Source organism: Mesorhizobium australicum WSM2073, from assembly GCF_000230995.2.
Classification (GTDB): Bacteria; Pseudomonadota; Alphaproteobacteria; order Rhizobiales; family Rhizobiaceae; genus Mesorhizobium; species Mesorhizobium australicum.
On sequence record NC_019973.1, the window covers coordinates 4257696 to 4271770 of the forward strand.

Below are 14075 nucleotides of genomic sequence, written 5' to 3' on the forward strand. Positions count from 1 at the left end.
ACATTGGCTTTTCAGCCCTTTGCAATCCTGTCGAAGGCCATCAGCCTTTCCAGCAGTGCCGGCATATCCTTTAGCGGCAGCATGTTGGGACCGTCGGAGGAAGTCGAATTGTCGGGGTCTTGGTGGGTCTCGATGAAGACGCCGGCAACACCGACGGCAACAGCCGCGCGGGCCAGCGTCTCGACGAAGTGGCGCTCCCCGCCAGACGATCCGCCCTGCCCGCCCGGCTGCTGCACCGAATGGGTGGCATCGAAAATCACCGGGGCGCCGATCTCGGCCATGACAGGCAGCGCCCGCATATCCGACACCAGCGTGTTGTAGCCGAAAGAAGCGCCGCGCTCGGTGGTCAGCACATTGGCATTGCCCGAGCCGGTGATCTTGGCGACGACGTTCTTCATGTCCCAGGGCGCGAGGAATTGCCCCTTCTTCACATTGATGACCTTGCCCGTCCTCGCGGCTGCGACCAGCATATCGGTCTGGCGCGACAGGAAGGCCGGAATCTGCAGCACGTCGACATGCGGCGCCACGATCGCGCACTGTTCCTCGGTGTGGACATCGGTCAGCACGGGAAGCGAGAATTCCTTGCGCAACTCGTCGAAGACGGGAAGCGCGGCATCCATGCCGGCACCCCGCGTCGCCGACAGCGAGGTGCGATTGGCCTTGTCGTAACTCGTCTTGTAGACGAGGCCGATGCCGAGCCTGCCGGTCAGCTCCTTCAGCGTGCCGGCCATGTCGAAGGCATGCTGGCGCGATTCGAACTGGCAAGGGCCGGCGATCAGCGCCAGGGGTCCCGCATTGTCGAAGACGACGTTGCCGACGGTTACCGACGAATTGGGCGCCAGGGGGTTGCTCATGGGATCTCCCGAAAGATGAAAGCCGCGCCCTGCCCGGATGCCGGCCGCACGATGATGTCATTGCCCGACATATCGTGCTGGACGGCATTGGCCGCAAGCAGGCCTGCGGTGGCGCCAATGTCGCGGATCGAAAAAACCACGGCGGCGAAGTGCAATTCTGATGGCGTACCGGCCGGTATGCCGAAGCGCGCCGTGAAAGCGGCGGCCTCCAGCACGGTCAAGGCCGCGTTCGGCAGATGAAAGACGCCGTCGTGCGCATCGGCGGCCTGATCATTGACCGCCACTGAAATCAGCCGATGCTGCTCGGCGGAAGCGCTGCTGATTGCAACCACCTCGACAATTCCGTCGACCCCATTGGGGTGAGCCTGCAAGGCTCCTCGGTCTACTCTCGGCGCGTTGATGCGCTGACAGGCAAAAAGAAATGCGTCCGTTTGGCCGGGAGCCGCGGCAAAGGCGAGCTTGAATGACGCCGTATCGCTTTTGCCCGCCGTGTCGGTGAAGGCTCGGGAGAAGCTCAGCTTGTCTCCCGCCGACAGACCCGCTTCGACATAGCGTTCATGGTCGTCATCGGCATTGTCCGTGCCAAGCACCACCGCGGAAAATCCCTCGTTGCCACGACTTTCGCGATAGAGGCGATCGCGCGCAACGAAGACATTGCCCTCGGCAGCCGCCTCTGTCGCAGCCTGTTCACGGCCGATCGCAAGCGGCTCCAGATAGGTGCCATCGGCGAGGAAAACGCAGCAGTTTTCCGTGCCAAACGGATGGATGCCGGTCGGAGCGACGACGAAGCCAAGGGCGTTGAGCCGGGCACGCGCCACATCGAGGCTCTGCGTCGGCAGAACCAGATGATCGAGCGGATGAATGCCTGACGAGGTCATGGAAGCGCGATGTGCATCATTCGGAAGATCGGTTCAAGACTTGATCGCAATGCCGCCGGCGGCGGCCCCGCAACAACCACCTGAAACAGTCGTGGACTTTCCCTTCCGCCGCAACTGGACTTGACATGAGGCTATCCCGGCACGGGATCAGCTTCCAGCCACGACATCAGCGGAATAGCGCAGCTCGCGCAATGGTTTGACCTTGCTGGTGGTCTGCGCATAGAGCGGATGCGACTTGTAGGCTGCCAGCGCCGCGTCATCGGCAAATTCCGCGTAGACGACGACATCCACTTCATCCGACAGCGGGTCGACCTTGGTGTTCAACGTGACCTCGAAGAGACTGGAATGAGGAATGTCCCCAAGCGCCAGCAGTCCGGTGCGAACTGCTTCCACATCTTCCTTGCGGCGCGCGCTGAAGAAAACGATATGCCGGATCAATCCCGCCTCCTCGATCTGAAATGTCGGTGTCTTTTGTGACGGCGGTCTCTTTGCGTCAACCGGTCATGGCGCCACGCGTCCTTGCGACGCGCCTCGATCGGGCTGGACCTCGTCTCACACCGGTGAGCACCTCAAATGAGGCGCCAGGCTGCTATCTCAAGAGGGGATATCAGGCTTTTCCGGTGACGTAGCGCACGACATGGGAGAGTTCCCTGACCGTGACGTCGAGATACCGGCCCTGATTGTAGAGACCGTCCCAGATCAGGAAGAACGCGATGGCGGCAATGACAATCACATAACGCATGGCTAAAGCTATCGCACTAGCGCCGCGGCTGCCATAGACGTTTTCGATTTTGGGCAGCAGCCTGCCGCAAGGCGGCGGATGCCAGCCGCCCGCGTGGCACAGTCCAGCTCTTGGCATGCCTCTTGAAGTTCCGCCTCATGGCGTGGAAGATTGGCGCAGGCATTCATCGGGAAGCGCTGAAGCTCTGGCTAAGGGGCGCGCGCTTCGTTCGAGCCCGCCTGTCGCCGGATCCGCAAGCTACCGGGACCAGGCAATGGCGTTCGAACCCGGCGGATGAACCAAGAGAACCGCGGCTCGGCGATCGCGCCGGCACCACGGAGATCCAGGGGCTTGGAATGACACACGGGGAACATCATGGCATAGCACCGGGCGACGCGGTCAGGCTCGACGAGTTCAATTTCGCCGAGATCGTCAAGGGCCTGCCGGCCAAGGCGCGCATGGTGCTGTCGGCGGCGATGAACCTGCCGCGCGGCTCGCTGAAAGTCTGGATGCCGGACGGCCGCGCCGTTCTCGTCGGCGGAAAGGCGCCGGGGCCCGATGCCGAACTGGTGCTCAAGAACTGGCGCCTGCCGGGCCGCGCCTTTTCCGGCGGCACAATTGGTGTTGCCGAATCCTATATGGACGGCGATTGGGAAAGCCCTGACGTCACCAGCTTCCTGGAATTATTCGTGGTCAACTCCGCCTTCGGTGAGAGGGTTGCCGGCGGCGCCAGCTGGCTCATCAACACAGTCCAGCGCATCCGTCACTGGTTCAACGAGAACACACGCGCGGGATCGAAGCGCAATATCTCCGCGCACTACGATCTCGGCAACGCCTTCTACAAGGAATGGCTTGACCCGAGCATGACCTATTCCTCGGCGCTTTACGCGAATGGCGTCAACGATCTCGAGAGCGCCCAGGCCGCCAAATACCAGGCGCTGGCCAGGGATACCGGCATAGGCGGGAAGGATCATGTGCTGGAGATAGGCTGCGGCTGGGGCGGCTTTGCCGAATTCGCGGCACGCGAAATCGGTTGCCGGGTTACCGGATTGACCATCAGCCGCGAGCAGCACGACTTCGCCAAGGCGCGCATCGCCAAGGCCGGCCTTGACGAAAAGGTCGACATCAAGTTGCAGGATTACCGCGACGAAACGGGCACCTACGATCGCATCGCCTCGATCGAGATGTTCGAGGCGGTCGGCGAGAAATACTGGCCGGTGTTCTTCTCCAAGATGAAGGACTGCCTGAAGCCCGGCGGCATGGCTGGACTGCAGATCATCACCATCAACGAAGCCGCCTACGACACCTATCGCGCAAGGCCGGATTTCATCCAGCGCTACGTCTTCCCGGGCGGCATGCTGCCGACGCCGTCCATCTTGAAATCACTTGGCGCCGCGCACGGCCTTGCTCATCTGCGCGAACGCGTTTTCCCCGAAGACTATGCCCGTACACTTGCCGAATGGCGCCAGCGTTTTCGAGGGTCCTGGGAGAAAATCGTACCGCTCGGTTTCGACGATCGTTTCAAGAAACTCTGGGAGTTCTACCTGCACTATTGCGAAGCCGGCTTCCGAGCCAGCTACATCGATGTGCGCCAGGTGGTCTACAAGGCGTAGCTGGGTACGCACGTCGACTTCCTTTTGCGGGCGGCATTTCCATCGATGCGCTGGATCTTGTCATGCCGGGCGATTCGTGCCGCCGGCCTCCAAGGCTGACCGCATCCAGCTTTGACAGCTGATCAGAGAAGGATGCGATATCGGGCAAAGCCAGCTTCGCCCTCGCCGGCAGGTTCGATCTTCAGCGACTTCACATCGGCGATGACGTCCTTTGCCTTGACGCCGGTGTCGAAGACGACGCTGGTTCCCGGCAACGGCGCAAACGACCAGTTGTCGTCGGCCGACGGGTTGATGGTGTCCTGGCTGACGATGTAGCGGACGATGACGTCCCGGTTGGTGTCCGGCGCCTCGTAGATGATCTTCGCGGCATTGATGTCGGGGAAATTGCCACCGCCGCCAGCCCGGTAATTGTTGGTCGCGACGACGAATTTCGCTGCCGGATCAATCGGTTTTCCGTCGAACATAAGCTCAACAATGCGATTGGAACCGGCATTGGCGATGCCGCCCTTGGCATCGTATTTCGGCGGCTGCGACAGATCTATCCTGTAGGTGACGCCGTCGATGACGTCGAAATTGTAGGACGGAAAATCAGTGTTGATCAGGACCTGGTCAGCCTTCCCCGCCTCGATCTTGTTGAAGATGCCGGCCGACATTTCCAGCCATTCCTTGACCTGAGCCCCGGTGATTTCCACGGCGCGCACCGTGTTGGGATAGAGGTAGAGGTCGGCGACGTTCTTGATGGCGATGTCGCCCGCCGGCACATCGGTATAGTAATCGGCGCCGTTGCGTCCACCGGCTTTGAACGGGGCCGCCGCCGACAGCAACGGCACGTCCTTCCACTGTGTGCTTTTCAATATGTCCTTCAGGTACCAGGTTTGCGCCTGGCTGACGACCTGCACCGACGGGTCGTCAGCGACCAGCGCGAAATAGGAATAGAGCGGCGCGGACGTCTTGCCGACAGGGCGGCGCACATAGGCGAGCGTCGCCTGGTGGTCCTGCTCGAGAGCGGCGATGATGCGCTTGTCGTCCGGGACGGTCGGCTTGTTCTTGTTGTCGACACGCTCGAAGATCGGCCGTGCCTCCGATGTCGCCGAGACCACTTTCCACTTCGACCCGTCGCGCTCCAGCATCAGGTCGATCAGGCCCATATGTGAGCCCCAGAACCCGCCCATGACGGCGGGCTTGCCTTGCAGCGTCCCCTTCTGTGCGTCGACGCCCTCGAGCGCCTGGAAATCTTTCTTGCCGGGGAAGACCAGATGCTGGTGGCCGGTGAAGACCGCGTCGATGCCTTCGACGCCGGCGACGAAGAACGAGGCATTCTCCATCATGTCACCCTGCTTGACGTCGATGCCGGAATGCGAGAGCGCGATGACGATGTCGGCGCCCTCCTCCTTCATCCGCGGCACCCACGCCCTCGCCGCTTCGACAATGTCGCGTGTCTTGACGTTGCCTTCGAGGTTCTTGAGGTCCCAGACCATGATCTGCGGCGGCACGAAACCGATGATGCCGACCCTGATCGGCTGTTCCGAGCCTGACCCGTCCTTGATCTTCTTGTCCAGGATTACGTAAGGCTTGAGGTAGAGCTTGTCGTCGCGCGGGTTGGCGGCAAGCTCGGTACCCCGGATCAGGTTGGCGCAGACGAACGGGAAATTGGCGCCGGCCAGCACCTTGTCCAAAAAGGACAGGCCATAGTTGAATTCGTGATTGCCCAGTGTCGAACACTCGTAGCCGAGCAGGTTCATGCCTTTCATGATCGGATGGAGATCGCCCTCCTTCAGGCCCTTCTCATAGGCGATGTAGTCGCCCATCGGGTTGCCCTGCAAAAGGTCGCCATTGTCGATCAGCATCGAATTGGCGGCTTCCTTGCGCACCGCGTCGATGAGGGAGGCCGTGCGCGACAGGCCCATCGTGTCATTGGCTTTGTCGGCGTAGTAGTCATAAGGCAGCACGTTCACATGGATATCGGTGGTTTCCATGATCCTTAGATGCGCCTGGTTGGCCTGCGCCCGGGCGGAGAAGGGATGAAGCACGATCAGCGCCCCTGTGGCGGCGGCCCCGGCTAGGAGACCACGGCGAGAGACGGGATGGAGCAGTTGCGACATGTTTTCTCCTTCTTCAACGACCTGACGAGTCCTGCCCCGAAGCGAACTTCGCGCTGAAATCAGCTCAAGTCCACTCAAGAAGTCGCGCGCATCGGCACGCCAATCCATCAGCAACAGATGACGGCCGGATGAAAGGCGCGGTGAAGAAAGTCAGGTCCTGTCGTCGTCGCCCTGGGTGATCAGCCGGGCGCTGCGCTGGCCTGTGACGTAGATCCATAGCCAGCTCAGCGAAACCGCAAGCCGGTTGCGAAAACCGATCAGGAAATAGATATGTGCAATGCCCCAAAGCCACCACGCAAGCCAACCGGTGAGCTTGATCCAGCCGAAATCAATGGCGGCGGCGCGCTTGCCGATCGTCGCCAGATCGCCGGCGTGCTTGTAGTGGAAAGGCCGCGGGCTGGTGTCGCCGGCAAGCCTGGCCTTGACGGTCGCGGCAACATGCCGTCCCTCCTGCTTGGCGGAAGGCGCGACGCCGGGCACGGGCCGCCCGTCGGGCCGCAGCACGTGGGCGGCGTCGCCGATGACAAAAATCTCCGGGCTGCCGGGCACGCTGAGATCAGGCTCGACCAACACCCTGCCCGCCCGATCCGCCTTCGCTTCCAGCCATTCGGCGGCTGGCGAAGCGGCAACGCCGGCTGCCCACAGGATCGTGCGGGCCGGCAGAATCGTGTCGCCAAAAACCACGCCGTCGGCATCGCAGCGCGTAACGGCCCGGCCGAGCTCGACCGAAACGCCAAGCCGTTCCAGCGCCTTCCGAGCGTAGTCGGAGAGCTTTGGCGCGAAATTGGCCAGAATGCGGTCGCCGGCCTCGATCAGCACCACCCGCGTCTGGCGCGTATCGATGTTGCGGAATTCGCCGCGCAGCGTGTCATGTGCCAGTTCGGCAATGGTTCCGGCGAGTTCGACCCCGGTCGGCCCGCCGCCGACGATGACAATGGTCAGCAGCGCTTGGCGCCTGGCAGGGTCAGATTCCCGCTCCGCCTGCTCGAAGGCCAGAAGAATGCGGCGCCGAATGGTGGTGGCATCCTCCAAAGTCTTCAGGCCCGGCGCGAAAGGCTCCCATTCGTCATGGCCGAAATAGGCATGGCGCGCGCCGGTGGCGAGCACCAGCGTGTCGTAGGCGACGGCGCTGCCGTCGTCGAGCAGAACGCGTTTGCCGGACCGGTCGACATCCGTGACATTGGCGAGCAGTGTCGTCACATCCTTGCGCTTGCGCAGGAGATGGCGGATCGGCCAGGCAACCTCCGAGGTTGCCAGCGCCGTGGTTGCCACCTGATAGAGCAGCGGCTGGAACAGATGATGGTTGCGCTTGTCGATCATGGTAATGCGCACCGGTGCACCGGCCAGTGCGCGGGTGAATTCGAGACCGCCGAACCCGGCACCGACGACCACGACATGATGTCTGGCATCGCTCATTTGATTCACCCCTGATGGGCAAGATTGCCTGCCCTAGATGTAGGTATCTTGTGCAATGCAACAATGGCAGGACAGTGCTTGAGACTCGTCGTTCCATGTCGTGAATGCACATGTTCTATCGTATCGCGAGGTATAGCGTCATCGAACATGAGATGAGGTGAGGCATGGCTAACGATCATGACAACCAGGGCCCGGCGCAATACTCTTCGCCGCCCTGCTTCATGCACGAGCTCGACCCTGCGTTCCAGGCACCACTCAGCGACTGGACCGACGTGCGGCGTTGGCGCAAAGCCGAGCGCGAAAGGCTAATCGCCGCCCGGCTTGAAGTTTCCGCCGACGCCCGAACAGCAATGTCGCAACGCATCGCCGGCGGGCTGGATGCACTTGTCGGCGAGATCGCGGGCCGCATGGTCAGCCTTTACTGGCCGTTTCGCGGCGAGCCGGATCTGCGGCCCTGGATGGCGTCCGTCAATGAGCGTGGCGGTCGCACCGCGCTGCCCATCGTTGTCGAGAAAGGGCAACCGCTGATCTTCCGCGCCTACAAACCGGGCGACCGGTTGGAAAAGGGCGTCTGGAACATCCCGATTCCGGCAGAGGGTGATCCGGTGCTGCCGGACATCGTCATCTCGCCCATTGTCGGCATTGATCCGGCAAGCTATCGCCTGGGCTATGGCGGCGGCTTCTTCGACCGTACGCTGGCCGCCATGCCGTTCAAGCCGCTGGTCATCGGTGTCGGCTACGAATTGCAGCGCATCGCCACCATTTATCCGCAGCCGCACGACATCCCGATGGATCGGATCGTGACGGAGGCGGCCACGGTATAGGGCTCTAGGCCATCTCCGGCTTCAGACCCATTGCCGTCCGGTCGACGATTTCGCGCAGGGCGAAGGACGAATTGATCTTCGTCACATGCGGCATCGCCGACAGCCATTCCTTGTGGATGCGCTCGTAGTCGACGAGATCCTTGGCCGCGATCCTCAGGATATAGTCGTACTCGCCCGACATCAGGTGGCACGACAGCACGTTGGGGCAGCGTTTGATCGCCGCCTCGAAATCCGACAGCGTCTTTTCGAACTGGCCGGAGAGCGATATGTGAACGATCGCCGTCATCTGGTGGCCAAGGGCCGCGTTGGACAGCCGGGCGTGATAGCCGCGGATGGTTCCGGACTTCTCCAAATTGTCGAGCCGCCGCGAGCAGGCCGACTGCGACAGGCCAACCTTCTCGGCAAGGGCCGCGTTCGGCATCCGCCCGTCCTTCTGCAAAGTCTCAAGAATGGCGATATCAATCCTGTCGAGCGGCATTTTTCGTGATTCCTGCGAAAATCCGTTTATTTTTTGCAACGAATATCGAAACCGGCCTGTTCGCGCAAGCGCATTCGCAAACACCTGCACGCCGATTCATGGTTCACTCCAGCACTACAGGGAGTGAGCCCAAAAGGGCCCGGATCAGGAGAAGAAAATGCGCATCGGCTGCCCCAAGGAAATCAAGAACCACGAATACCGTGTCGGCCTGACGCCGGGCTCGGTACGCGAATATGTCGCCCATGGCCATGAAGTGCTGGTCGAGACCGGCGCGGGCGCCGGCATCGGCGCCGATGACAACGCCTACCGCGCCGCCGGCGCCATCATCGCCAAGACGGCCGCCGACGTGTTCGCCAAGTCGGACATGATCGTCAAGGTCAAGGAGCCGCAGCCCAATGAATGGGCACAGCTGCGCGAAGGCCAGATCCTGTACACTTATCTCCATTTGGCTCCGGATCCGGAGCAGACCAAGGGCCTGCTCGCCTCGGGCGTGACGGCGATCGCCTACGAAACCGTGACCGACGATCGTGGCGGCCTGCCGCTGCTGGCCCCGATGTCGGAAGTCGCCGGCCGCTTGTCGATCCAGGCCGGCGCCACGGCGCTGCAGAAGGCCAATGGCGGCCGCGGCGTGCTGCTCGGCGGCGTACCCGGCGTGCTGCCGGGCAAGGTCACCGTGCTTGGCGGCGGCGTCGTTGGCCTGCACGCGGCCCGTATGGCCGCCGGCCTTGGCGCCGATGTCACTATCATCGACCGCTCGATCCCGCGCCTGCGCCAGCTTGACGACCTCTTCGCCGGCCGGGTCCACACCCGTTACTCGACCGTCGAGGCGCTCGAGGAAGAATGCTTCTCGGCCGACATCGTCGTCGGCGCCGTGCTCATCCCGGGCGCCGCCGCACCGAAGCTCGTCAGCCGCGAAATGCTGTCCGGCATGAAGAAGGGCTCGGTACTGGTCGATGTCGCCATCGACCAGGGCGGCTGCTTCGAGACCTCGCACGCCACCACCCATGCCGAGCCCACCTACGAGGTCGACGGCGTGATCCACTACTGCGTTGCCAATATGCCAGGTGCCGTGCCGGTCACCTCGGCCCACGCGCTCAACAACGCGACGCTGCACTATGGTCTGCAACTCGCGGACAAGGGCCTGAAGGCTCTGGTCGATGACCATCACCTGCGCAACGGCCTCAATGTCCACAAGGGCAAGATCACCAACCGCGCGGTCGCCGAAGCGCTCGGCTACGAACTGGTCGAGCCGAAAGCAGTGCTGGCGGCTTAATATACCCGGAAAAAGTCAACTCACACTCTTGCCCGCCGGTTCACTCCGGCGGGCTTTTTGCTTTGGGCAATGATGCGCCAAACCCGCTTCCCAGAGGACCATCGAAGCGTGTGCCGTAAGGGCACTTTACCCCCTATTGTTGCATTTTTGTCATACCCTTCTTGGCCGACTCCCTGCTAGGAACATCTTGGGCTTATTGATTAGGGGTACGGGCTATGTTTCTTCGCGTTTCAGCGAAATCTATTCTTCTTAGTGCAGTATCGGCGGTGGCAATTATGTCGGTCGCGCATGCCGCTGATGTTGTGCAACCGGTCGAGGCATCCGGTTTTAACTGGAGTGGCGTTTATGTTGGCTTCGGTATCGGCGCCGGAGCCAACTCGCACAAGCTCAGCAGCGATTTCATCCCCGGTCTGTCTTTGGATGGCATCGGCGGTGAAGGGGTCTACGGCGAACTTACCGCTGGTTACGACTATATGGTGTCGCCCCGCTTCGTTCTGGGTGGGCTTGTCGATGTCCATGTTGGCAACATTGAAACGTCGCTGGATGTCGGCCCTTTCGACGCGTCTATTCAGGAGACATACGGCTTCGATGCCGGTTTGCGTGCTGGTTACCTGATCACGCCGACTACGCTGGGCTACGTCATGGGCGGCTATTCCTGGCAGAAGTACAAGCTCGATACCAATGCCGGTTTCGGCTTCGATTGGGACCAGAGCGGATATTTCGTCGGGGGTGGTCTCGAAACCGCGATCAACAGCAACTGGACGATCAAAACAGAATACCGCTACACCCGCTTCGGCACCAAGGACGATCTCCTTTCCGAAGCTGGCATTCCTTCGCCGGACGGCGCACTCAATCTCGACACGTCGCGTCACACATTCCAGGTTGCCGCCAGCTATCGCTTCGGTGCGCAGAACGGAGCCGCCGCTTCGTTTGAAACACCCGCCTACAACTGGACCGGCTTCTATATCGGTGGTGGCTTGGGCGCCGGCGCATCGGTGCACCAACTCGAAATCCCGCCGCTTCTCGGTGCCAAGTTCAACGGCCTTGGTGGTGAAGGCGTGCTTGGCGAGTTGAACGTCGGCTATGATCATGACTTCGGCAGCTGGGTTGCGGGTGTCATGGTCGATGCTCGTTATTCGGGCATGACCAGCCAGCTCGACATCCCAGGCGGCTCGATCAATCTGGATACGGACTACGGCTTCGATGTGCTGGGCCGCGTCGGCATGAAGATGAACGAATCGACCCTTGCCTATGCACTGGCTGGCTATAGCTGGCAGCATTTCGATCTGAACGCTTCCGATCCGGTCGGTGATATCATCGACTGGGGTTCCAGCGGCTTCTCAGTCGGTGGTGGCCTGGAAACGGCAGTGTCAAGCAACGTCACGCTCGGTCTGGAATACCGCTATTCGCAGTTTGCCAAGAAGGATTTCTCGTCGGATCTCGGCCTCCCCGACGACTCCATCACTTCCAAGGCTTCCTTCCATACCGTGCGTATCGGCGCGAAGTACAAGTTCAACTAAGCCCCCTCCAGGCAAACAGTCGAAGCCCGTCGGCCATGCCGGCGGGCTTTTTTGCGGCGAAAGACGTTAGGGCCGAACGCGGGCAACAAAAAAGCGGAGCCAAAGCCCCGCTTCCTCGATATCGAGATTGCCGCCGGTTCATCCGCGGTCGGCCAATCGATCGACACTGGCTTTCTAGCGCGTCTATGCGACAGCAGTGCGACAGAGACTTTCTGCCGCCAATCCCTTGATCTTATGCGCGCTCGATGCGGCACTGATAGCAATTGTTGCGCGCCGAGCGGACATGCACATAGGCAATGTCCTCACGCTCCAACAAAGTCTCGGCTCGTGCGGCAATTGCTCCGGTCGGGATAATGCCACCGCTGCCGTAGACGAAGCGATCATCGCCGCCATAGCCGCGCACGATATAGTCCGGGCTGTCGAGGATCTCCGGCGGCTCCCTTGTCCCGACGGCACGCTCGCATTCCTGGGCATGCAGGAAGATCGGCCCGGTTTCTGCATAGGGCTGAGGGTCTGGAAATGGCCGGTAGGCGAGGATGAGATAGACATCGCCGGCGGCGATATTCCTGAGACAATGACGGCAAGGCATCCCGTCGCCGTCAGAGATTTTCCGCTCGGGCGTACGGCCATAGGCATCGGGGCCGCCGCGCTGCAGCGCCCTGACATTTTCGGTCGGCAGAGCTGTGAATTGGATGGTCATCGTAAGATCTCCGGAACTGGCGACCGGAAACTATGCGCTCGCCGCCGTGCTTCCCACCCGATTCCCGCCAAGCGTGCATGAGCCGATCCGATGTCGGATCCTCCCTTCGAGCTCCGGGAGGGCACGAAGTCGTTAATCGGCTAATCAGTTCGACAATCCCTTGATGAATCATCGAAGCGGCGGCAGATTCCGGCTGAACTTACGGCCGCATGACGCTGGCCGAGCGCTCGGCGAAAGGCAGGGGATGCACGACTTCCTTCTTCTGCGCCACCGGCTTGAAACCGAGCTTCTGGTAGAGCGGTAGCGCGGCCGGGTGGTCGAGCGTGCAGGTCTGCACCGTCACCCTTTTCGGCCCATACGACCATGCTGCGGCAATCGCCGAACCAAGGAACCAGCGACCGATGCCTTGACCGGTGGCATGTTCCATCATGCCGAAATAGGCGAGTTCGACTTCCTCGGGCAGATGCGGCTTGAGATCGAAGAAGCCGGCCGGCGCACCGTCGAGATAGAGCACCCTGATGTCGCGATCCTCGCGGTGGATTCCGGCTGACAGCTCATCGTCATTCAGCCTCAGAACATTCACCCAGTGCCATTTGCGTCCCACCCGGTCCATCAGGTAGCGATAGAAATGCAAGGGAATGTCCCTGGTCTTCAGAAGTGCGACCTGACGGTTGTAGGGTACCGGCGGCGAGACGGGCGGTGGGGCATGCATTTCGAGAAAAGTCACCGTGACCTCAATGTCCTGCAGCACGCCGTTTTCCATCAATTCATTCCTTGCCGGTCGTTGCTGGGCCGGTCGTTGTAGGGCCGGTGGTCGCTGGGCCGGTCACGACTGGTGTATTGGGCAATCCGCCCCACTCGGTCCATGAGCCGTCATAAAGCCTGTTGTCGGTATGGCCAAGCGTCTCCAGCGCCAGCGTGACCACCGCGGCGGTGACGCCGGAGCCGCAGGATGTGACCACGGGTTTGGATAGGTCGATACCGGCGTCCTCTATCACCTTGCGCAAACGGTCCTTCGGCAGCAGCCTGCCGTTTTCCGACAGTGCGGAGTACGGCACATTGCGCGCGCCCGGCATGTGGCCGGAGCGGATGCCAGCGCGGGGCTCGGGTTCGCTGCCGGTGAAGCGGCCCGGCCCACGGGCATCGGCGATCTGTGCTGTCTTTGTATCGACAATCCGGCGCATATCGGCCAGACCGACGACGCGACCGGCGTCGAAATCGGCATGAAAGACGCTTGGCGCGATCTTCGTCGGCTCGGCCGTTACCGGCCGGCCGGTCGCCTTCCAGCCATCAAAGCCGCCGTCCAGAATATAGGTCTGGAAGACACCCATGATCCGGAACATCCACCATGCCCGCGGTGCGGAGAAAAAGCCCGGGCCATCATAGACGACGATGGTATCATCGGCCGAAACGCCCATCGCGCCGACATATTGGGCGAAATGCTGCGGGGATGGCAGTGTATGCGGCAAGGCAGCGTCAGGATCCGAAACCGCGTCCTGGTCCAGGAAACGGGCGCCAGGAATGTGAGCCGCATCATACTCGGCGCGCGCGTCGCGCCTTTGTGCAGGCAGATACCAGGAGGCGTCAATGATCGTCAGGCCCGGCTGGCCGAGGCGTTCCTGCAGCCAGTCCGCATCGACGGTAAAAGGACTGTCTTCGGCCATTCTTTTCTCCTGCCGCCTTTTGATGGTGTCTG

General features: G+C 61.6%; 14 protein-coding genes. 4 read left to right on the top strand and 10 right to left on the bottom strand.

What is annotated here, in order from left to right; all coding sequences use genetic code 11:
- Positions 1-11 precede the first annotated feature (11 nt).
- The 4 genes from kdsA to MESAU_RS32260 all read right to left on the bottom strand — a co-directional run bounded on the left by kdsA (position 12) and on the right by MESAU_RS32260 (position 2474).
- A complete protein-coding gene (kdsA, locus tag MESAU_RS20415; protein ID WP_015317940.1) occupies positions 12-854 on the bottom strand; it encodes a 3-deoxy-8-phosphooctulonate synthase in 843 nt (280 codons plus the stop codon).
- On the bottom strand, positions 851-1732 hold the full coding sequence (locus MESAU_RS20420; protein WP_015317941.1) for a VOC family protein: 882 nt from the start codon (positions 1730-1732) through the stop codon (positions 851-853). Before MESAU_RS20420 ends, kdsA begins: the two co-directional genes overlap by 4 nt.
- A gap of 147 nt (positions 1733-1879) precedes the next feature.
- Complete coding sequence (locus MESAU_RS20425) at positions 1880-2170, bottom strand: Dabb family protein (RefSeq protein ID WP_015317942.1); 291 nt, start codon at positions 2168-2170, stop codon at positions 1880-1882.
- 169 nt (positions 2171-2339) lie between these two features.
- Positions 2340-2474: a hypothetical protein gene (locus MESAU_RS32260; protein WP_023773660.1), complete on the bottom strand. Its 135-nt coding sequence runs from the start codon at positions 2472-2474 to the stop codon at positions 2340-2342.
- A 335-nt stretch (positions 2475-2809) separates the two neighbouring features.
- Between MESAU_RS32260 and MESAU_RS20435 the strand changes: the two genes are divergently transcribed.
- Positions 2810-4066 (top strand): SAM-dependent methyltransferase, encoded by a 1257-nt coding sequence (locus MESAU_RS20435; protein WP_015317944.1) that lies wholly within the window; start codon positions 2810-2812, stop codon positions 4064-4066.
- A 122-nt stretch (positions 4067-4188) separates the two neighbouring features.
- Here the strand turns inward: MESAU_RS20435 and MESAU_RS20440 are convergent, their stop codons facing one another.
- Positions 4189-6168 carry a bifunctional 2',3'-cyclic-nucleotide 2'-phosphodiesterase/3'-nucleotidase gene (locus MESAU_RS20440; RefSeq protein WP_015317945.1) on the bottom strand — a complete coding sequence of 660 codons (1980 nt, stop codon included), beginning with the start codon at positions 6166-6168 and terminating at the stop codon, positions 4189-4191.
- Positions 6169-6318: 150 nt separating this feature from the next.
- Entirely contained in the window at positions 6319-7584 is a 1266-nt protein-coding gene (locus MESAU_RS20445) for an NAD(P)/FAD-dependent oxidoreductase (RefSeq protein ID WP_015317946.1), read from the bottom strand.
- A 164-nt stretch (positions 7585-7748) separates the two neighbouring features.
- On the opposite strand from MESAU_RS20445, the gene MESAU_RS20450 reads away from it, so the two are divergent.
- Entirely contained in the window at positions 7749-8408 is a 660-nt protein-coding gene (locus tag MESAU_RS20450) for a 5-formyltetrahydrofolate cyclo-ligase (RefSeq protein ID WP_015317947.1), read from the top strand.
- 4 nt (positions 8409-8412) lie between these two features.
- Here the strand turns inward: MESAU_RS20450 and MESAU_RS20455 are convergent, their stop codons facing one another.
- Positions 8413-8886 (bottom strand): Lrp/AsnC family transcriptional regulator, encoded by a 474-nt coding sequence (locus MESAU_RS20455; protein WP_015317948.1) that lies wholly within the window; start codon positions 8884-8886, stop codon positions 8413-8415.
- 157 nt (positions 8887-9043) lie between these two features.
- On the opposite strand from MESAU_RS20455, the gene ald reads away from it, so the two are divergent.
- Entirely contained in the window at positions 9044-10159 is a 1116-nt protein-coding gene (gene ald, locus MESAU_RS20460; RefSeq protein ID WP_015317949.1) for an alanine dehydrogenase, read from the top strand.
- Between the two features lie 215 nt (positions 10160-10374).
- Positions 10375-11679, top strand: coding sequence for an outer membrane protein (locus tag MESAU_RS20465; RefSeq protein WP_041163459.1), 1305 nt, complete (start codon positions 10375-10377; stop codon positions 11677-11679).
- 232 nt (positions 11680-11911) lie between these two features.
- Here MESAU_RS20465 and MESAU_RS20470 read toward each other — a convergent pair whose 3' ends face one another.
- From MESAU_RS20470 to sseA, 3 genes are all read right to left on the bottom strand, one after another.
- Positions 11912-12379 (bottom strand): DUF1203 domain-containing protein, encoded by a 468-nt coding sequence (locus tag MESAU_RS20470; protein ID WP_015317951.1) that lies wholly within the window; start codon positions 12377-12379, stop codon positions 11912-11914.
- A gap of 199 nt (positions 12380-12578) precedes the next feature.
- Positions 12579-13142, bottom strand: a complete 564-nt coding sequence (locus tag MESAU_RS20475; protein WP_015317952.1) for a GNAT family N-acetyltransferase — start codon at positions 13140-13142, stop codon at positions 12579-12581.
- 4 nt (positions 13143-13146) lie between these two features.
- Positions 13147-14043: a 3-mercaptopyruvate sulfurtransferase gene (gene sseA / locus MESAU_RS20480; RefSeq protein ID WP_015317953.1), complete on the bottom strand. Its 897-nt coding sequence runs from the start codon at positions 14041-14043 to the stop codon at positions 13147-13149.
- Between the last annotated feature and the right edge of the window lie 32 nt (positions 14044-14075).

Excerpts from the sequence above, each read along its gene's own strand:
- MESAU_RS20445 (WP_015317946.1), bottom strand. The coding sequence starts at position 7,584 with ATGAGCGATGCCAGACATCATGTCGTGGTCGTCGGTGCCGGGTTCGGC.
- MESAU_RS20470 (WP_015317951.1), bottom strand. The coding sequence starts at position 12,379 with ATGACCATCCAATTCACAGCTCTGCCGACCGAAAATGTCAGGGCGCTG.
- MESAU_RS32260 (WP_023773660.1), bottom strand. The coding sequence starts at position 2,474 with ATGCGTTATGTGATTGTCATTGCCGCCATCGCGTTCTTCCTGATCTGG.
- kdsA (WP_015317940.1), bottom strand. The coding sequence starts at position 854 with ATGAGCAACCCCCTGGCGCCCAATTCGTCGGTAACCGTCGGCAACGTC.
- MESAU_RS20420 (WP_015317941.1), bottom strand. The coding sequence starts at position 1,732 with ATGACCTCGTCAGGCATTCATCCGCTCGATCATCTGGTTCTGCCGACG.
- MESAU_RS20450 (WP_015317947.1), top strand. The coding sequence starts at position 7,749 with ATGGCTAACGATCATGACAACCAGGGCCCGGCGCAATACTCTTCGCCG.
- MESAU_RS20455 (WP_015317948.1), bottom strand. The coding sequence starts at position 8,886 with ATGCCGCTCGACAGGATTGATATCGCCATTCTTGAGACTTTGCAGAAG.
- MESAU_RS20440 (WP_015317945.1), bottom strand. The coding sequence starts at position 6,168 with ATGTCGCAACTGCTCCATCCCGTCTCTCGCCGTGGTCTCCTAGCCGGG.
- MESAU_RS20435 (WP_015317944.1), top strand. The coding sequence starts at position 2,810 with ATGACACACGGGGAACATCATGGCATAGCACCGGGCGACGCGGTCAGG.
- MESAU_RS20465 (WP_041163459.1), top strand. The coding sequence starts at position 10,375 with ATGTTTCTTCGCGTTTCAGCGAAATCTATTCTTCTTAGTGCAGTATCG.
- ald (WP_015317949.1), top strand. The coding sequence starts at position 9,044 with ATGCGCATCGGCTGCCCCAAGGAAATCAAGAACCACGAATACCGTGTC.
- sseA (WP_015317953.1), bottom strand. The coding sequence starts at position 14,043 with ATGGCCGAAGACAGTCCTTTTACCGTCGATGCGGACTGGCTGCAGGAA.
- MESAU_RS20475 (WP_015317952.1), bottom strand. The coding sequence starts at position 13,142 with ATGGAAAACGGCGTGCTGCAGGACATTGAGGTCACGGTGACTTTTCTC.